The sequence below is a fragment of the Rhizobium sp. AP16 genome (genome assembly GCF_000281735.1).
Taxonomy (GTDB): domain Bacteria; phylum Pseudomonadota; class Alphaproteobacteria; order Rhizobiales; family Rhizobiaceae; genus Rhizobium; species Rhizobium rhizogenes.
The window spans coordinates 455,046-472,946 of record NZ_AJVM01000001.1; the positions used below are offsets into that span (position 1 = coordinate 455,046).

The 17,901-nt window shown below is 60.8% G+C and carries 19 protein-coding genes; 16 read left to right on the plus strand and 3 right to left on the minus strand.

The features are described from left to right. The first annotated feature begins 19 nt into the window (after positions 1-19). Positions 20-1,222 carry a pyridoxal phosphate-dependent aminotransferase gene (locus PMI03_RS02095; protein ID WP_007689361.1) on the plus strand — a complete coding sequence of 401 codons (1,203 nt, stop codon included), beginning with the start codon at positions 20-22 and terminating at the stop codon, positions 1,220-1,222. 32 nt (positions 1,223-1,254) lie between these two features. Here the strand turns inward: PMI03_RS02095 and nac are convergent, their stop codons facing one another. After that, complete coding sequence (gene nac / locus PMI03_RS02100) at positions 1,255-2,160, minus strand: nitrogen assimilation transcriptional regulator NAC (protein ID WP_039973560.1); 906 nt, start codon at positions 2,158-2,160, stop codon at positions 1,255-1,257. A 279-nt stretch (positions 2,161-2,439) separates the two neighbouring features. On the opposite strand from nac, the gene PMI03_RS02105 reads away from it, so the two are divergent. The 6 genes from PMI03_RS02105 (at position 2,440) to PMI03_RS02130 (ending at position 7,123) form a co-directional block, all read left to right on the plus strand. Further along, positions 2,440-3,213: an SDR family oxidoreductase gene (locus tag PMI03_RS02105; protein ID WP_007689365.1), complete on the plus strand. Its 774-nt coding sequence runs from the start codon at positions 2,440-2,442 to the stop codon at positions 3,211-3,213. A gap of 4 nt (positions 3,214-3,217) precedes the next feature. Beyond that, positions 3,218-3,925: an amino acid ABC transporter permease gene (locus tag PMI03_RS02110; RefSeq protein WP_007689367.1), complete on the plus strand. Its 708-nt coding sequence runs from the start codon at positions 3,218-3,220 to the stop codon at positions 3,923-3,925. Continuing rightward, positions 3,922-4,680, plus strand: coding sequence for an amino acid ABC transporter permease (locus tag PMI03_RS02115; RefSeq protein ID WP_007689374.1), 759 nt, complete (start codon positions 3,922-3,924; stop codon positions 4,678-4,680). The genes PMI03_RS02110 and PMI03_RS02115 overlap by 4 nt, the downstream gene beginning before the upstream one ends. Then, the gene (locus PMI03_RS02120) at positions 4,677-5,441 is read left to right on the plus strand and encodes an amino acid ABC transporter ATP-binding protein (RefSeq protein WP_007689376.1); all 765 of its coding nucleotides are present in this window, start codon (positions 4,677-4,679) and stop codon (positions 5,439-5,441) included. The genes PMI03_RS02115 and PMI03_RS02120 overlap by 4 nt, the downstream gene beginning before the upstream one ends. 29 nt (positions 5,442-5,470) lie before the next feature. Beyond that, complete coding sequence (locus tag PMI03_RS02125) at positions 5,471-6,307, plus strand: ABC transporter substrate-binding protein (RefSeq protein WP_007689378.1); 837 nt, start codon at positions 5,471-5,473, stop codon at positions 6,305-6,307. Positions 6,308-6,448: 141 nt separating this feature from the next. Next, positions 6,449-7,123: a 4-carboxy-4-hydroxy-2-oxoadipate aldolase/oxaloacetate decarboxylase gene (locus tag PMI03_RS02130; RefSeq protein ID WP_007689387.1), complete on the plus strand. Its 675-nt coding sequence runs from the start codon at positions 6,449-6,451 to the stop codon at positions 7,121-7,123. Between the two features lie 94 nt (positions 7,124-7,217). Here the strand turns inward: PMI03_RS02130 and PMI03_RS02135 are convergent, their stop codons facing one another. Beyond that, positions 7,218-8,126, minus strand: coding sequence for a LysR family transcriptional regulator (locus PMI03_RS02135; protein WP_007689388.1), 909 nt, complete (start codon positions 8,124-8,126; stop codon positions 7,218-7,220). 259 nt (positions 8,127-8,385) lie between these two features. On the opposite strand from PMI03_RS02135, the gene PMI03_RS02140 reads away from it, so the two are divergent. The 5 genes from PMI03_RS02140 to PMI03_RS02160 are packed head-to-tail and all read left to right on the plus strand — an operon-like array spanning position 8,386 to position 12,639. Further along, positions 8,386-9,186, plus strand: a complete 801-nt coding sequence (locus tag PMI03_RS02140) for a 5-oxoprolinase subunit PxpA (RefSeq protein ID WP_007689389.1) — start codon at positions 8,386-8,388, stop codon at positions 9,184-9,186. Beyond that, positions 9,179-9,421, plus strand: coding sequence for an acetyl-CoA carboxylase (locus PMI03_RS02145; RefSeq protein WP_007689390.1), 243 nt, complete (start codon positions 9,179-9,181; stop codon positions 9,419-9,421). Before PMI03_RS02140 ends, PMI03_RS02145 begins: the two co-directional genes overlap by 8 nt. After that, positions 9,418-10,803, plus strand: a complete 1,386-nt coding sequence (locus PMI03_RS02150) for an acetyl-CoA carboxylase biotin carboxylase subunit (protein ID WP_007689391.1) — start codon at positions 9,418-9,420, stop codon at positions 10,801-10,803. Before PMI03_RS02145 ends, PMI03_RS02150 begins: the two co-directional genes overlap by 4 nt. Next, positions 10,803-11,678 (plus strand): allophanate hydrolase subunit 1, encoded by an 876-nt coding sequence (locus PMI03_RS02155; RefSeq protein ID WP_007689392.1) that lies wholly within the window; start codon positions 10,803-10,805, stop codon positions 11,676-11,678. Before PMI03_RS02150 ends, PMI03_RS02155 begins: the two co-directional genes overlap by 1 nt. Further along, positions 11,668-12,639 carry a biotin-dependent carboxyltransferase family protein gene (locus PMI03_RS02160; RefSeq protein ID WP_007689393.1) on the plus strand — a complete coding sequence of 324 codons (972 nt, stop codon included), beginning with the start codon at positions 11,668-11,670 and terminating at the stop codon, positions 12,637-12,639. Before PMI03_RS02155 ends, PMI03_RS02160 begins: the two co-directional genes overlap by 11 nt. Before the next feature lie 74 nt (positions 12,640-12,713). On the opposite strand, the gene PMI03_RS02165 is transcribed toward PMI03_RS02160, so the two are convergent. Then, positions 12,714-13,724 carry a GntR family transcriptional regulator gene (locus PMI03_RS02165; protein WP_039973561.1) on the minus strand — a complete coding sequence of 337 codons (1,011 nt, stop codon included), beginning with the start codon at positions 13,722-13,724 and terminating at the stop codon, positions 12,714-12,716. 560 nt (positions 13,725-14,284) lie between these two features. Here PMI03_RS02165 and PMI03_RS02170 point away from each other — a divergent pair. From PMI03_RS02170 to PMI03_RS02185, 4 genes are read left to right on the plus strand one after another with little or no spacing between them, the layout of a single operon-like run. Next, a complete protein-coding gene (locus PMI03_RS02170) occupies positions 14,285-15,358 on the plus strand; it encodes an ABC transporter ATP-binding protein (RefSeq protein ID WP_039973562.1) in 1,074 nt (357 codons plus the stop codon). A 54-nt stretch (positions 15,359-15,412) separates the two neighbouring features. Beyond that, positions 15,413-16,306: an ABC transporter permease gene (locus PMI03_RS02175; protein ID WP_409033794.1), complete on the plus strand. Its 894-nt coding sequence runs from the start codon at positions 15,413-15,415 to the stop codon at positions 16,304-16,306. Between the two features lie 2 nt (positions 16,307-16,308). Beyond that, entirely contained in the window at positions 16,309-17,154 is an 846-nt protein-coding gene (locus PMI03_RS02180; protein WP_007689401.1) for an ABC transporter permease, read from the plus strand. Then, on the plus strand, positions 17,154-17,894 hold the full coding sequence (locus PMI03_RS02185; protein WP_007689403.1) for an SDR family NAD(P)-dependent oxidoreductase: 741 nt from the start codon (positions 17,154-17,156) through the stop codon (positions 17,892-17,894). The genes PMI03_RS02180 and PMI03_RS02185 overlap by 1 nt, the downstream gene beginning before the upstream one ends. The last annotated feature ends 7 nt before the right edge of the window (positions 17,895-17,901 follow it).

The following is a 17,901-nucleotide window of genomic DNA, read 5'->3' on the forward strand; positions in this document are numbered from 1 at the left end:
CACCGAAAGCAGCAAAACAATGCCGACCCTAGCCGATCGCCTCAAGACTGTTTCCATATCCGCCTCCGCCGCCATGACACAGCGCGCCCGCGATCTTGCGTCGCAGGGCATCAATGTCGTTTCCCTGTCGTCGGGCGAGCCGGATTTCCCAACGCCATCCCACGCGATTGAGGCGGCCCATGCCGCGGCCCTGGCCGGCGATACCAAATACCCGCCGCTCGACGGCACGCTTGCCCTGAGAACGGCCATTGCGCGCAAGTTCAAGCGGGAGAACGGTCTCGACTATGATCCGAGCCAGATCGTCGTGGCCGGTGGCGGCAAGCAGGTGATCTTCAACGCCATTATGGCGACCTGCAACCCGGGTGACGAGGTGGTGATCCCCGCGCCGGGCTGGATCAGCTATGCCGACATCGTCCGCTTCGCGGGTGGCGTGCCTGTCCCCGTTGCATGCAAGCAGGAGAACGGTTTCAAGCTGCGTGCCGAGGATCTGGAGGCGGTGATCACGCCGCAGACGAAATGGCTGTTCCTGAATTTTCCGAACAATCCGACGGGTGCTGCCTGCTCGCGGGCCGAAATGGCTGAGATCGCCGCGGTCATGCTGCGCCATCCGGACGTGTGGATCATGACCGACGACATCTATGAGCATCTGATCTACGACGATTTCGAATTCTGCACGATCGCCGAAGTCGAGCCACGCCTTTACGACAGGGTGCTGACCGTCAACGGCGCGTCCAAGGCTTATGCCATGACGGGATGGCGGCTGGGCTTCTGCGGCGGACCGAAGGATCTGATCTCCGCCATCAGCAACGTCAACGGCCAGAACAGTGGCGGAACCTCTACGATCACCCAGGCTGCCGCAGTGGCGGTGCTGGACGGCCCGCAGGACCTTCTGAAGGAGAGAGCGGCGATCTATAAGCAGCGCCGAGACTTCGTGCTCGACAGGCTCGCCGGTATCGACGGGCTGACATGCCACAAGCCGGAAGGGGCGTTCTATATTTTCCCCAGCGTTGCCGGTCTTATCGGCAAGACCAGCAAATCCGGCCGCAAAATAGAAAACGATGCGGACTTCGTCATGGGACTTGTCGAAGAGCAACATGTGGCGACCGTGCAGGGCGGGGCCTACGGCATGAGCCCGTTCTTCCGCATCTCCTACGCCACCAGCATGGAGAAGCTCGCCGAGGGCTGCGCGCGTATCGCGCAGTTCTGCCATGACCTGAAATAGTATGATGAGGCAGACAGGGCGGCGACGGGCATTTACTGCTTCAGCCGCTCGGTCAGCTCCCGGAGAATGTCCTGCACGGCGGCGGCGGGATCGGAGAGCGATGCGTGTTCGGACACGCAGAGCGACAGCGTCTCCTCGATCTTCGGCGAGATACTCCGGGAAACAATCGGGCCGGTGCCCTCGGACACGATGCGGTCGGCGACTGCCTTGGGCATGATGGTCGCGCCGAGACCGGTGCCGACGGCACGCGCCAGCGTCCGGATGACCTCGACCTCGCCGATCACCGTCAGATTGGTACGGCTTCGCGAGAAGGCGGTCTCCACCGCCCGGCGCACGAAATTGTAGGGCGGCGGCAACAGAAACGGCAGGGATTCGAGCGCTGAAATGGCAATCGGGGCGTCGCTGGCCTCGATGCCGAATTTCTCGTGCGCGACAAGGTAGAAATCCTCCCGGAGAAGGGGGGAGAACCGCAGGCCTTTCATCGGGCCGGCGCCGTGGATCAGCGCGATTTCAAGCCGGTTGTTCATCAGCATCTGGCTGTATGTCTGCCCGACGCTCTCGGTGAGGTGAAGCATGATGCCCGGATGGCGACGCCTTGTTTCCGCCAAAAGCTCGAAGGAGAGCGTTGCGGCACCGCTGAACGGCGTGAGGCCGACGGAGACCCGGCCCGCGAGGTGCTTGCCCGCCGCGACCACATCGGCGTGAGCCTGTTCCATCTGACGCAGGATGATCTGGGCGTGCCGATAAAGCTCGGCGCCGGCATCCGTCATGACGACGCCTTGCTGGCTTCGTATGAGGAGCTTCGTTCCGAAGTGTTCCTCGAGTGCGGCGAGCTGCTGGCTGAGTGCTGGCTGCGCGATGTGGAGTATATCGGCAGCTCTTGTGATGCTGCCGGTATCAACGATCACAACGAACGATTTGAAACGCCTGATATCCATTCGAGATTGATGCTCACCATTGCAGCCGACCGGCATGTTACAGCCTGACTGTTAGTTTACAACAGCTCCCCTCCCAAGCACTTTTTACGCGGAAAACGCTGTGGCGGAAGCGCCGCTCACCGGCCATCGGCTATGAAAACATGTGGATTCATCCAATGGAATCAATGTCTCGATGCAGCTCAATACCCCTCATAAGATAGGCTTATCCCTCCAAAGATAATCGGAATTATCGCGCGACGGAAAGGTCGGCTAAGGTTCCGCAAACAAAAGGGAACAGTGATGCCATTCTCCGATTATAAGACCGCACTGGTCACGGGTGCCTCCTCCGGAATTGGGGCGGCTATCGTCGAGCGCCTTTGTGCCGAGGGGCTTGAGGTGCATGCGGTTGCGCGCAATGGCGATCTTTTGCAGAAGCTGGCGGAGCGCACCGGCTGCGTCGCCCATGTGATCGACGTCACTGACCGGGCGGCGCTTGCGGATCTGACAAAACGCGTTCCGTTCGACATACTCGTCAACAATGCCGGCGTCGATCGTCCCAAGAAATTCCTGGAAGCTGAAGACGGCGACATTGATCTCCTTGTCGACGTAAACCTGCGCGCGGTCCTTCATCTCTGCCGCATGGTGGTGCCGGGGATGGTGGCGCGCGATTGCGGTCACGTCATCAATATCTCGTCGATCGCCGGCGTCTATAATTTTGGCGGTAACTCCTCCTATCACGCGACGAAGGCGGGCATCAGCATGCTGTCGAACCAGCTGCGTCTGGATGCTTTCGGCAAGCGGGTGCGCGTGACGGAAATCTGCCCCGGCCGCGTCGCCACCGATATCTTCGCGCATGTGCATGGTGACAGCCCCGAGATACGCGAACGCTTCATCGATGGTTTCGAACTCCCCCAGGCGAAAGATATCGCCGATGCCATCGCCTTTGCGATCGCAGCACCGGTCGCCGTGAACATCGGCCATATGGAAATCACGCCGACCCTTCAGGTGATGGGCGGCTTGCAGACGGCAAAGCCCCAGTCTCCGAAGCCCCTGTCTTCCAAGCAAGGGGAATGAGGCGGTGGGCAAGCTCGATCTCTCCGCGATCCTGAGCAATCCAGAATATGTCTCGATGCTGCTGCACGGGGTCGAGATGACCTTTGTCGTGGCGATCGGTTCCTGGCTTCTGGCGATGACCCTTGCCATGCTCCTTCTCGGCCTGCGATACGCGCCCGGCCCGGTCGGCAATGCCGTCGTCACCGCCTACGTCTCCTATCACCGGAACGTCCCGACGCTGGTGCAGCTGATGCTCTGGTATTTCGGCATTTTCGCCTTGATGCCGCAGCCGGTCACCGATTGGCTGAACGATCACAATGCCGAGGCGACCTTCGCGATCATTGGGCTAGGCCTGTGTCAGGCCGCCTATTTCAGCGAGGATCTTCGCTCCGGCCTGCGCTCGGTGAACCCCGGTCAAATGGAAGCGGCGCGTGCGCTCGGGCATGGATATATTTCCGCCATGCGCTTCGTGATGATCCCGCAGGGGATCAGAAATGCGCTGCCCGCGCTGATCAATCATAGCGTTTCTCTGTTCCAGAACAGCAGTCTGGCGGTCGCGATCGGCGTTGCGGAACTGACCTATGCCGTCAAGGAAGTGGAGAATCTCAGCTTCCTGACTTTTGAGACCTATCTGCTGGCGACGGTTCTCTACCTTGCCTTCTCGCTGATGATCATGACTGCCGGGGGATACGTCACCCGGAGAACCGATCCGGTCAGGAGTGGACGGGCATGATTGGCGACATCATCCAGATCATCCACGACTACTGGCTGCTGCTGCTCGTCGGACAATATCCGAACGGCCCGATCGGCGGGCTTGCCGCGACGCTGATCCTCTCGGTCCTGGCAATCGCCTTCGCCTTTCCGGTCAGCATCCTCCTGGCGCTCGCCCGGCTTTCGAAGTCGCCGCTTCTGAACTGGCCCGTCACGACGCTGGTTTATTTCACGCGCGGCGTGCCGCTGCTGATGCTCATCCTCTGGGGCTATTTCCTCGTTCCCCTCATGACGGGCGCCGACGTTCCGAGCTTCGTCACCATGCTCGTGACGCTGGTCGTCTATCAGGGCGTCTTCCTTAGCGAGGTCGTGCGCGGCGGTATTCTTGCCCTCGGGCACGGCCAGCTGGAGGCGGCACGCGCGCTTGGACACAGCTATTTCGGCGCCATGCGCTACGTCGTCCTGCCGCAGGCGCTGTACAACGTCATCCCGAGCATCCTTTCGGTTCTGGTGTCGACGATAAAGGACACGACGCTCGGATACGTGATCAACGTGCCGGACCTCACCTTCGCGGCCAACCAGATCAACAACCAGCTCCTGACCCAGCCATTCCAGGTCTTCTTCATCCTGGCGGCCGTCTACTACGTGATCTGCTGGTCGTTGACCCAGGTGGCATCGGTTCTGGAGCGTCGGATCACCCGCAAGCGCGCCGGTACGGCTGCACAGAAGCCCGAGAACGTCCTGCAACTCAAAGCTCTTACGGATCAGTCGCTATGACCCTCGCCCAGTCCTCCCAGAATCCGCCCATGATCCGGCTGTCCGCGGTGCGCAAGTCCTATGGCCATTTCGAAGTCCTCAAGGGGATTGATGCTGAAGTGGCGCGGGGCGAGGTGGTTGTCGTCTGCGGCCCGTCCGGTTCGGGAAAATCCACCTTGATCCGGACGGTGAACCGTCTCGAGGAAATCGCCAGCGGATCGATCACCTGCGACGGCAATGACATGCACGGCTCGGTGCCCGCCAGCGAGATGAACCGCCGACGCAGCCGCATCGGTTTCGTGTTCCAGAATTTCAACCTGTTTCCGCATCTGTCGGTTCTCGACAACATCGCGATGTCGCCGATCCGGGTGAAGGGTGTTGCGCGTGATGTCGCCCGCAACAAGGCAAAGCAGCTTCTCGACAGGGTGGGGCTGGCCGACAAGGCAGGCGCTTTTCCCGCCCAGCTTTCCGGCGGGCAGCAGCAGCGGGTCGCGATTGCGCGTGCTTTGGCCATGGAGCCGCCGGTGATGCTCTTCGACGAGCCTACAAGCGCGCTGGATCCGGAAATGGTCGGCGAGGTGCTCGCGGTCATGAAGAGCCTGGCAGCCGACGGCATGACGATGATGTGCGTCACCCATGAGATGGGATTTGCCCGCGATGTGGCCGATCGCGTCTGGTTCATGGATGACGGGCTGATCCTCGAGGCGGCGCCACCGAAAGAATTCTTTTCCAACCCGCAACATGCGCGTGCTCAGCGGTTTCTCGCTGATTTGCGGCATTGAATTTCGTCCAACCCACAGGAGACCTTGCAATGAACATGACGTCATGGACCCTAAGCATCGCGCTCGCAGCAACAGCGCTAGCCGGGTCGGCGAATGCGGATCAGCTGGCCGATATCATGGCAGCGAAGGTGATCCGTTGCGGAACCTTTGCCGATGTTCCTCCTTTTGCATCTCCGGATCCGAAAACGCGCGAGATGGTCGGCTTCGACGTCGATCTCTGCGGCGCGATCGCCCAAGCACTCGGCGTCAAGCCGGAGATCAAGCCGGTTTCCGTCGAAGCGCGCGTTCCCGAAGTCAAGCTCGGTCATGTCGATATCGCGGTTGCCAATCTCGCCTACACCGTCAGTCGCTCCGAGCAGATCCAGTTCAGTGACCCTTATTACCTGGCTAAGGAAATGCTGATCGTCAAGGTCGGCGATGCCGGCCAGAAGAAGGCCGATTTTGCCGGCGTTCGCCTGGCATCGACCAAGGGCTCGACCTCGGAACTCTCCATCCGCCTCAACAAGTCGCAGCCGCTGACCTTCCAGGATACCGGGTCGGCCTATCTTGCCGTCCAGCAGGGCAAGGCACGCGGCATGGTCGCCAACACGATGACGACGACGAAGATCGTCAACGAGTCGAAGACCAAGGGCGCCGAGATGAGGATGATCGACGAGCCGATGCTTTATCAGCCGATCGGCATCGGCATGAAAAAGGACGAGCCGGCGCTGACCGCGAAGATCAACGAAGTCCTGGTCTCGCTCGACAAGTCCGGTGAGATCAACAAGATCTGGGACAAGTGGCTCGGCCCGAATACCGAGTACAAGATGACCCGCACGGACAAGGTCGTCCCGATCACCGAACTGAAGTTCGATCCGATCCCGTAATTTTGCGAACGGGGCGCGAATGCCCCGGCGCTCTTGGCGATGCAGCCGGCTTCTCGCCGCGCCGTATCGCGACCGCACGACGTTTTCAGCCTGCCCGATGAAGCAGGCGTGCAATTGCTAATTTGTCTGGAGGACCATGAAGTGGTGATACTGAAGCAGAAGATCGATCGTCCCAGCCAGGAAGAGATCGCGGCCATCGCGAAATTTTCGCCAGCGACCCTTCACGAAGCGCAAGGGCGTCGCGGCGCTCTGTCTTCCCGGATCAAGCCGATCGACTACCGGATGAAGCTCTGCGGACCCGCCTTTACCGTCAAATGCGCGCCGCGTGACAACATCATGCTTCAAGTGGCGATCAACTACGCCCAGCCCGGCGACATCATCGTCGTCTCTGCCGGCGAATATGAAGAGGCCGGCTCATTTGGCGACGTGCTCGCCAATGCCTGCCTCGCCAAGGGCATCGGCGGACTGGTGACGGACACGGGCGTGCGTGACACGCTGCAACTGCGCGATCTGGGTTTCCCAGTGTTTTCGCTGAGTGTCTGCATCAAGGGCACCGTCAAGGAAACGCTCGGCGCCACCAACGAGCCGATCCTGATCGGCGACGAGATCGTCCATCCGGGCGACATCATCGTCGGTGATGCCGATGGTCTGGTCGTTGTGCGCAAGTCGGAGGCCGTCGAGGTTGCGAAACTGGCGCAGGCCCGGGAAGACGCCGAAGCGGGCTACATTGCAGCCTATAAGGCCGGAAAATCGGTCGTCGAGGTCAGCAATCTCGAAGCCGTCCTGAAGGCCAAGGGGCTGGTGATCGAAGGCTGAAAAGCCAAGGCCTGCCGTTCGCCAGGCGCGCGGCAGGCCTCATTCTTTTTTGATGTGGGATGGAGGCGTGCGAGCGCGCCAGACCTTACACGACCTAAGCGTTGGTTCCCGGCAGCCCGAAAGCCTGTTGGAAATATCGCCTGAAGGCCAGCATCTGTGGCGAGAATTCGCTGTTGGCTCGCCATGCCAGCCCGACATCCATCGGTGGAACGGGGTCCTGGATATTGACCGTTTCGATACGCCGGCCTTCCAGCGACCAGGGCCTGTGGACCATATCGGAGAGGATGGCGACGCCGAGGCTGTTGGCAACCATCGATCGAACAGCCTCGATGGAGCTCGTCCGCAGCAGGACCTTGGGCTGATAGGGGGTGCCGCTCCAGTATTTCAGCGACGAGTGCGCCGCCTCATCGACGGTCAGCATGATGTAAGGTTCCTCGGCGATCTCGCGAAGGCCGACGCCGTCGCGTCTCAACAGATTATGTTGCGCCGGCACCCAAAGGCGGCGAACGGAACTTAGAAGCGTCTCCGTGGTCAGCATCGGGTTCAGGATATTCGAGGTCAGCAGCACGGAAATATCGTAGCGGTTGGACAGCAGCCCTTCCTCGATGGTCTCGCGATTGACCTCGTAGAGCTGGATACGCAGCCGCGGATACAGGCGTCGCATCCGCTCGATATGGAGAGGCAGGAAGTATCCGATCACCGTATAGGTCGCGGCGACGACCAGCTCGCCTTCGATATCGCTGCTGACGAGATTGAGATGCGTGGCCTCGTCGACCTTCGCCAATATTTCATAGGCATGGGAGAGAAACTGCCGACCGGCGGCCGTTAATTCCATTCCCTGCGGCGTTCTGTTGAACAGCATGACGCCCACGGTCAGCTCGAGATCCTTGATCGCCGCCGTCACAGCAGATTGCGAGATCGAAAGGTTCATCGCGGCATGGGAGATCTGACCGTATTCGGCGGTCGCGACGAAGTATCGAAGCTGGCGCAGGCTGAGGCTCAACGTCTTTTCCTCTATCGGTTAATCTGAAAAATTCTCGAACTAAATCAGATATCGCCGCCGCAACTGCTGGCGGACAACGATGTAATTCAATGCAGTCTGACTAACAAGCTGAATTAACTTGAATAATTCTGCCGGCTTTTTGTGCGGCAATATCAATTTATCAGATAATGCCATATTGAAAATTGTATTTTTCAAATTCCGTTTTTCCTCCTAGCGTTTTGTTGCGGTCGCAGCTCCGAACATGCATGAGGAAATACGCTTGAAAGAAGTCGTCGACATCAATTGTGATATGGGAGAGGCCTTCGGCCGGTGGCGTATCGGCGATACGCGCGACGAACATCTCATCCCGCTCATCAGTTCCGCCAATATCGCTACCGGCTTTCATGCCGGCGATCCGAACCTCATGGATGAGACGGTGCGATTGGCCGCCGAACATGGGATCGGCGTCGGCGCGCATCCGGGCTACAACGATCTGCAGGGCTTCGGCCGGCGGAAAATCAACGGGACCAGCAAGGAAATCGTCAACGACCTGATCTATCAGGTGGGCGCGCTGCGGGAATTTGCCCGCCGTCATGGCGTGCCGGTTCAGCATGTGAAACCGCATGGCGCTCTCTATATGGAGATGGCGGCCAACGCCGAGTTATCTCGGATTTTCATCCAGTATATGCACACGGTAGCTCCGAGTACGCCCATCTTCTGCATGGCAGCCTCGGCAACGCATATAGCCGCCAAGGAAGTCGGACAGCCGACGGTGCGCGAGTTTTATGCGGACCGCGACTATGGCGACAATGGCTGGATTGTTTTCACCCGCGACGCGGGACGCCCTGATCCCAAGGCCATTGCGAGGAAGGTTCTGCGTGCCTGCACCGAAGGCAAGGTCCGCACGGTGACCGGCGCCGACATCGATATCGAGTTCGAATCCATCTGTTTTCACTCGGACACGCTGGGAGCGCTGGAGATTGCCGGTGAGATAAGAGCGGCCCTCGTCGGTGCGGGGGTCCGGATAACACCCGTTTCCCAATTCCTGAACAATGAGATAGCGCGGAGGCCACATGAGTAAGCTTGAGATCAAATCGCCCCTTCCGGGAACATTCTACAGGGCTTCCTCTCCGGACACGCCAGTCTTCAAGGCAGATGGCGATGCCGTTTCGGCCGCCGACACGATTGGCCTTATCGAGGTCATGAAGACCTTCCAGCAAATTTCGGCCGGCCTCGACGGCAAGAACATCAAATTTCTCGTCGACAACGAAGAGCCCGTCATGGCCGGGCAGGTCATCGCCGAGGTCGAAGCATGACCATCCGGTCCGTGCTTGTCGCCAATCGCGGCGAAATCGCCGTGCGGATCATCAAGGCGGCAAAGGCACTCGGCATCCGCTCGGTCCAGGTTCATAGCGCCGCGGACGCGGATATGCTGGCGGTCAGGCTTGCGGACGAGGCCATCGATATCGGGTCGCCTGCGCCGAAAAAATCCTATCTGAACATCGAGGCGGTGATCGCCGCCGCAAAGGCATCCGGCGTCGACGCCGTGCATCCGGGCTACGGCTTCCTGTCCGAAAACGGTGATTTCGCCGATGCCGTCGAGGCGGCAGGCATGGTCTTCATCGGCCCCTCCGGCGATGCGATCCGCACGCTCGGCGACAAGGTGGCGGCGCGACAGGTGGCGGCAAAAGCCGGCGTTCCGACGGTGCCTGGAAGCGACGGGCGGGTCGCCGGCCTTGACGAGGCGAGGACGCTTGCGGCAACGATCGGCTTTCCGGTGATGATCAAGGCGGCGGCCGGTGGCGGTGGGCGTGGCATTCGCATCGTCGCCGACATTGCCGAGCTGGAACAACAATTTCCGCTTGCCTCGGCCGAGGCGCTCGCCGCCTTCGGTGATGGTGGCCTCTATATGGAAAAGGTCATCACCCGCGCCCGGCATGTCGAGGTGCAGATCTTCGGAGACGGGCAGAATTTCGTGCATTTCTTCGAACGCGAATGCTCGCTGCAGCGCCGACGCCAGAAAGTCTGGGAAGAGGCGCCTGCCTTCCTGCTGCCCGCCAATGTACGCGAGCGGCTTTGCGGAAGCGCCGTGGCGCTCGCCCGCGAGGTCGGCTATCGCGGCGCCGGCACGGTCGAATATCTCTACGACGACGAGACGGGCGATTTCTATTTCATAGAGGTCAACACCCGCATCCAGGTGGAACATCCGGTGACCGAGATGATTACCGGTTTCGATCTGGTGCAGGAAATGTTCAAGGTGGCGGGTGGCGTGGCCCTTTCGGTATCTCAGGACGATATCAGGCCGAGCGGCCATGCGATCGAGTGCCGTATCAACGCCGAGGACCCGTTCAAGGCGTTCCAGCCGTCGCCGGGAACGATCACGAAACTCTCCGTTCCCGAGGGCGAGGGCATAAGGTTCGATACGATGCTCTATGAGGGCTACACGATCCCGCCCTTCTACGATTCCCTGCTCGGCAAGCTGATCGTGCATGCCGAGACGCGTGAGGCCTGTCTTACAAAGTTGGACATCGCGCTTCAGGCGCTCGTCATCGAAGGCGTGCCGACCACGGTGCCGTTGCACCTGGCACTGGCGCGTGACGCGAGCGTTGCCAAGGGCGCATTCCATACCCGCTTTCTCGAACACTGGCTGGAGAACGATTTCGTTGCTCTGGCCGGCCGGACCCAGGAGGTTGTCTGATGCCTGCACGCTATACATTCGGAGGTGACGAACATCTCTTCGTCGAATGCAGCGATGAGATGTCGCTCGAGGCCTTCTTCAAGAGCCTGTCGATGGCAACCGGCGTTCGGGACAGTGCCATCAAGGGCGTCACTGAGATCTGCCCGGCCAATGCTTCTTTCCAGATCAAGTTCAACCCGGACCTGATCAAGCCCGACGATCTTCTCAAGGAGGTGCAGGCGATCGAGGGGGCGGCCGAGAAGGCCGAGCCGGTGATCAAGACGCGCATCGTCGAGATTCCAGTCTTCTACAATGACCCCTGGACGCACGAGACACTGATGCGCTTTCGCGAGCGCCATCAGGAGCCGTCCGGCACCGATCTCGACTACGCCGCCGGGATCAATGGCTACGGTGCGGTCGACGAGTTCATCGCGGCCCATGCCGGCTCGCCCTGGTTCGTCTCGATGGTCGGCTTCGTCGCCGGTCTGCCGTTCATGTACCAGATGGTCGAGCGCCAGCGGCAGATCGAGGTCCCGAAATACCTGCGCCCCCGCACCGATACGCCACGGCTGACGGTCGGCCATGGCGGCTGCTTCGGCTGCATCTATTCGGTGCGCGGCGCGGGCGGCTACCAGATGTTCGGCATCACGCCGATGCCGATCTTCGACCCGACGCAGACGACGAGTTATCTCCGCGACTTCATGGTGTTCTTCCGCCCGGGCGATATCGTCAAGTTTAAGCCGATCGATCGTGACGGCTACGATAAGGCGGTCGAGGAGGTGGACAAGGGCCTCTTCAGCCCGCCGATCCGCGAGGTCAGCTTCGATCTCAGGCAGTATCAGACCGATATCGACGGCTACAATGCCAAGCTGGAGGGCGTGCTCTATGGCCATTAAGGTTCTTCATCATGGCCTGGCGACCACCGTCCAGGATCTGGGCCGGCCGGGCTATTTCCACCTCGGCATTCCCGTCGGCGGAGCGATGGACCGCTATGCCATGCGCGCCGCAAACCGTCTCGTTGGCAATGACGAGGGGGCTGCCGGCCTGGAGGCTGTGTTCATGGGGCCGCAGCTGGAATTCTTGCATGACGCCGTGATCGCGGTGACCGGTGCCGACATGCCGGCCAAGATCGATGGCATTCTCCAGCCGGGATGGACCGCACTGAAGATCAAGGCCGGCCAGGTCCTGAGCTTCGATTTCCTGAAGTCCGGCGCGCGCATCTATATTGCGGTGTCGGGCGGCATCGATGTGCCCTTGGCGCTTGGCAGCCGTTCGACCTATCCGATCGGCGCGCTCGGCGGCTACAAGGGCAGGGCGCTGGCGGTGGGCGACGAGCTTTCGGTTGGGCAAGGCGCCGTGGCGCAGGAAGGCAGATCGGTCGAAGAAGGTCTGCGCCGCAAACCGGGCACACCCGCTGAGCTACGAGTCCTGCCCGGGCTCTACTGGGACCGGCTGACCGACGAGGCCAAGAAGAGCTTCTTTGCCGATCCATGGAAGGTCGCACCCGAAGCCGACCGCATGGGCTATCGCTTCCGTGGTGGCCGCAAGCTCGAATTCGTTGAGCGCAAGCAACCCTTCGGCGCCGGCTCGGATCCCTCCAACATCGTCGATAGTTGCTATCCCTACGGTTCGATCCAGGTGCCCGGCGGCACCGAACCGATCATTCTGCACCGCGATGCCGTCTCCGGTGGCGGTTACTTCATGCTCGGCACAGTGATCTCCGCCGACATGGATCTGATCGGACAGTTGCAGCCGCATACGCCGACCCGTTTCGTCGAGGTGACGATGGAAGAGGCGCTCGCGGCAAGGGCCGAGCGGCAGGCGCTGATCGAGCGCATGCGCGCTTGCCTGATGTAAGGAGAAAAGCGATGGCCGTCTTCTCCGCCCTGCGTCCACGACAGAGCACGCAGCCGTTCAGCGGCCGCCGGCTCCTACTCGAGAACGCGCGTCAGATAGGCGGCCGTCACGCTCGGGCCGGGAATGATCGCGACAATCTTCATCTGGGCGATCATGCGTTTCACCGAGGCGTCAAGGTGGCTTTCCATCATAGCGGCGGCGGCGCTCACGGCGCCGCGCAGCAGCAGTTCCGTCACCAGGCGAAGCTCGGTGATGACAGCGGGATCGCCCGGCAGGCCAAGCCGCCGCAACAGCCGCTCGGTCGCCGTTACCGGCAGAAGATTGTTACGGATCGATTCCTTCAATCGCTCATTCGGCGTTGCCAGGATGCAAATGTCGATGAAATCCGCATAAATGGCTTCCAGCGCCTTGAGATGATCGGCTGTGTCGTGCTTCTCCAGTTCGGACAGGCGCTGAAAAAGCTCGCTCAGCCTGCTGCGATCAACACATCCGGCCCCGGCGATCAGCGCCTGGGGTTCCAGCATTCCGCGCAGCACGAAATGATCCTTGATCATTTGCGCCGTCAGCGGACCGGCGATCCAATGGGACGATTGGTTCTTGCGCACGAGACCGCGCTCGCGCAGGCGCGTGAGCACATCGCGCACCACGGTGCGGCTGACGTTGAAATGATTGGCCAGCTCGATCTCGATGATACGGTATTGCCCGAAGACGACGCAGCCGGCCACGTCGGCCTCGACGGTGTTGTAGATCCGTTCCCAGGAGGAGCGGCTTTGCAGCGCCTCGTCGGCATGGCGCGGGATGGTCAGGCCCAGCGTCTTGATGTCGGTGCGGTTCGGCTCGATGCCCCGATTGGCGGGCCCGACCAGATAGCCGCGGCCGTTGAAGCGATGCACGAGCCCTTCGCTTTCAAGGGCCTGGAGGGCCCGTTGAACAGGCGCGCGCGAAATCTGAAGAATCTCAGCGATCGGACCCTCGAGAAGCACGACGCCAAGCGGCAGTGTGCTGTCCTCGATGTTGCTGCGCAGAACATCCTCCGCGATCTCATAGCGCTTCTGCGCGTTGGGTCGTGCGTCGTATTCTATCATCTCAGTCAATGTGCCCACACCATTCCGATGCCTCACTCTTACGCTATTTGTAGCGGTAAAATAGCTCAAAAATAAATGATTATTGAATACAAAGTTTGATTTTTCTTCGGTGCTTATGCGAGTGGATGGCGCGATCTTATTGCGGTGCCATGCCGGTATGTGCCCGATTTTACGGAATCTTTGCACGAAGGTCGCGGTCCATCGACTCTTCGGCGGGTGCTGTGCGTGCTGAATTCTGGCGAATTCACCGGCCGTAGCTCGTGTGGCGCGGTCCGCCGCAGCACCTTTGGTTCAGCGTTTGCAGTTTTAACCATTGCCGCATTTTATTTTGTCGAAAAAGTCTATTGAATACAAAAATCATTTATGTAATGCTTCGGGACATCAAGGCGCTCGTCAGAAGCGCTACAGGTGGAACTCGTTGAAACGCCAAGGAACATCTCTTTGAAGCGCATGTGATGCATGCGTGACGGCTGACGCCCAGCGCTCGTATCGATCCGATTCCGAGCCGCGGCGGAGCTTTGTCCGGAGGATGGTCCTTGCCTGAAACTGGTGGGAATTCGGTGTCGACCGTTCTTCAACTCAAACAAGTCGCCAAGTCCTATGGTGGCGTACCGGCGCTGGCCTCGGTGGATTTTTCCCTGCCAGGCGACGCCTATATCTCGCTGCTTGGCCCCAGCGGTTCGGGCAAGACGACGCTGCTGCGCGTCATCGCCGGTTTCGAGGAGCCCGATGCCGGTTCGATCCTGTTTCATGGCGAACGTCTCGACGGGGTTCAGCCGCATGCGCGCGGCATCGGTTTCGTCTTCCAGAATTTTGCTCTCTTTCCCCATCTCTCGGTCACCGACAACGTCGCCTTCGGCTTGCGTAACAGGAAGGTTGATCCGGTCACGGATCCCGCCATCGTCGCCGCAAGGGTTCGCGATATGCTGGCCCTCGTCGGGCTCAAGGGCTTGGAGGATCGCGCCGTCACGCAGATATCGGGTGGCCAGCGCCAGCGCGTCGCATTGGCGCGCACCCTGGTGACGGAGCCGAAGATGGTGCTTTTGGACGAGCCGCTGGGCGCGCTCGATGCCAATTTGCGCAGCCGCATGCGAACCGAGCTGAAGACGATCCGCGAACGCTGCGGCGTCACCTTTTTGCATGTGACGGGCAGCGAGTCCGAAGCGCTGGCGATGGGCGACATGGTTCTGGTGCTTGATCAGGGTCGCATTGCGCAGGCGGCGACCTCCGACGTGATCTACAATCGTCCGGCCTCGGCGGCCGTGGCGCGCTTTCTCAATTGCTATAATCTGTTTGCCGGCGATGTCGTCGACGATCACTTCGTCAGCCAGACCGGACGTTTCCCGCTGAACGCTTCGCTCAGGAAAGCGCCGCAGCCGGGCTATGCCATCCGCCATGATCGCGTCGCCATCCGCCCTTTCGATGCGGCAATTTCCACCGAAGAAATCCGCATCGACGGGGATTTCATCGCCAGCGAATATTCCGGCGCGGCCATCAATTCCTTCTTTGCGCTCGATGACGGGCGCGTCTTCGAGGTGGAGTCGCATCTCAGCCATTCGCGCCCGCCCGCCTTTGTCGAGAAGAGCCGCTACGCGCTGGTCTGGAAAAAGGAGGATGCCCTTGTCTTCGGCTGACGCGCGCTTCCTGCACCGACCCCACGGACCTGTCCAGGAGAATGAGAGATGACCATGGTCGCAACGAGCGAGGATGCCGTGCAGGAGACGACGATCACGCGCCGTCCATCGAGAAGGGCCCTGTGGCTGCTGGCGCCGGGCGTGCTCTGGATGCTGCTCTTCCTGGTGCTGCCGCTCCTGATGATGGTCTATGTCTCCTTCTGGACCCAGACGACCTTCAAGATCGAGCCGACGCTCACCCTGCAAAGCTGGATCACATTTCTGACGAGCCCGACCTACCTCGGCGCGCTTTGGACAACCGTCCGCATCTGGCTTCTCGTGCTGCTGTCGACGCTCGTCGTCGGCTATCCGGCGGCGCTCTTCGTCGGCCTTCTCGTCAAGAACAAGACATTGCAGACCGTTCTCCTCGTCCTCTGCGTGATCCCCTTCTGGACGTCGTTCCTGATCCGCGTTCTTGCCTGGCGCCCGATGCTCGGCACCGAAGGCGCGATCAACATGATCCTGATGAACCTCGGCATCATCCGTCAGCCCATCGAGGTGCTGCTGTTTTCCGAGCTGTCGGTGATCATCGGCATGACGCAGATTTATTGCGTCTTCATGGTCGGCCCAATCGCCTTCATGCTCGGTCGTATCGATGCTTCCGTCATCGAAGCCGCCCAGGATCTCGGCGCGGGCTTCTGGCGCATCTTCCGCACGATCATCCTGCCGCTTTCTCTGCCGGGTGTCGTCGTCGGCGCGATTTTCGTATCGGTCATGGTGCTCGGCGAATTCGCCACCTCGGCGGCGCTGTCCGGCCGCAAGGTCAACCTGTTGGGCAACATTATCGTTACCCAGGTCGGCTCGTTGAAATGGGCCTTTGCGGCGGTCGCCGGCGTCGTGCTGACGATCATCATGGGGGCGGTTGTCGCCGTGCTTCTCAAGATCGTCGATCTGAGAAAGGAGCTCTGATCATGAACGCAAGCGGCATCAAGCTCGGCCTCGGCGTCTACACTACTCTCTTCCTCGTCTTTCTCTACGGACCGCTGGTGGTTCTGGCGATCCTGTCGTTCCAGACAGGCCCCGAAGGCGGCCCGCAATTCCCGATCATCGAATGGTCGACCTATTGGTATCGGCATCTGTTCGGCCTGACGCCGCCCTCGCGCATCGCGCCGCTGCCGATCGATCAGTCCCTGATCCGCTCGCTGGCGCTTGCGGTGATGACCATGATCGTCTCCACCGTGCTCGGGGTGACCTCCGCCCAGGCCTTCCGGCGCAAATTCCGCGGCTCCGGTGTCGTCTTCTACCTGATCGTCCTCGGCATGATGGTGCCTGGCGTTCTGGTGGGGCTCGGCATGGCGCTGGTTGCCAATACATTCGGCATCGATCGGCATTGGTGGAGCACGGCATTCGTCCTCCACGTCGTCTATACCTTCCCCTTCGCCTTCCTGGTGATGTTGGCGATCTTCAACAGGTTCGATCCAAGCATGGAGGAAGCCTCCTGGTCGCTCGGCGTGACGCCGGCGCGGACATTCCGCAAGGTCACCTTTCCGCTGATTTTCCCCGGCGTGCTCTCGGCCATGCTGTTTGCCTTCACGCTCTCCTATGATGAATTCTCGCGCACCTTGTTTGCGTCCGGTCGTGAATTGACGCTGCCGCTGGCGATCTACGGCACCTTCTCGGTCGAGGTTCATCCCAACGTCTTCGCCTTCGGCGTCCTGACGACCCTGTTTTCCTTCGCGCTGCTTGGCACCTACGCCACCCTCATGGGGCTCTCGGTGCGCCGCGCCAGGCGCATCCGTGTTCAGGAGGACGCATAATGACGAGAAAACCTTCGGCGATTGTCACGGGTGCGGGTTCCGGCATCGGCCGGGCGATCGCGCATAGGCTTGCCGCTGACGGCTATGCGGTGCTGGTGAATGATCTGTCGCTCGATCGCGCGCAGGCTGTTGCGGACGAAATCGGCAAGGCGGGCGGCTTGGCCAGTGCCGCCGCTGGCGACGTTTCCCGGCCCGAGGATGTGGCCGCGATCCATGCCGCTGCCGTGGCGCGACATGGTGAGGTCGATCTCCTCGTCAACAATGCGGGCATCGTGCATCAGGCATCCTTCGAAAACCTCGCGCTTGAGGATTTCGACCGGATGTTCGCCGTGCATGTGCGCGGCACGTTCCTGATGACCAAGGCGGTTCTGCCGTCGATGCTTGAACGCGGCGAGGGCGGCATCATCAATGTCGCCTCCCAACTCGGTCAGATCGGTGGCATCGAGCTGGTTCACTATTCCGGCGCCAAGGCGGCGATCATTGGCATGACCAAGGCGCTCGCCCGTGAGGTTTCCAGCCGCGGGGTGCGCGTCAATGCCGTCGCCCCCGGGCCAATCAACACGCCGCTGGTGCTGGGCCTTTCGGACGAATGGCGCGAGCGCAAAAAACGTGAACTGCCGCTCGGCCGGTTCGGCGAACCGGAGGAGGTGGCCGCGACAGTTGCCTTTCTCGCATCTCCCGCCGCCAGCCTTTTTGTCGGCCAGACGCTCGGGCCGAACTCCGGCGATGTGATGCTCTGAAAGGAAG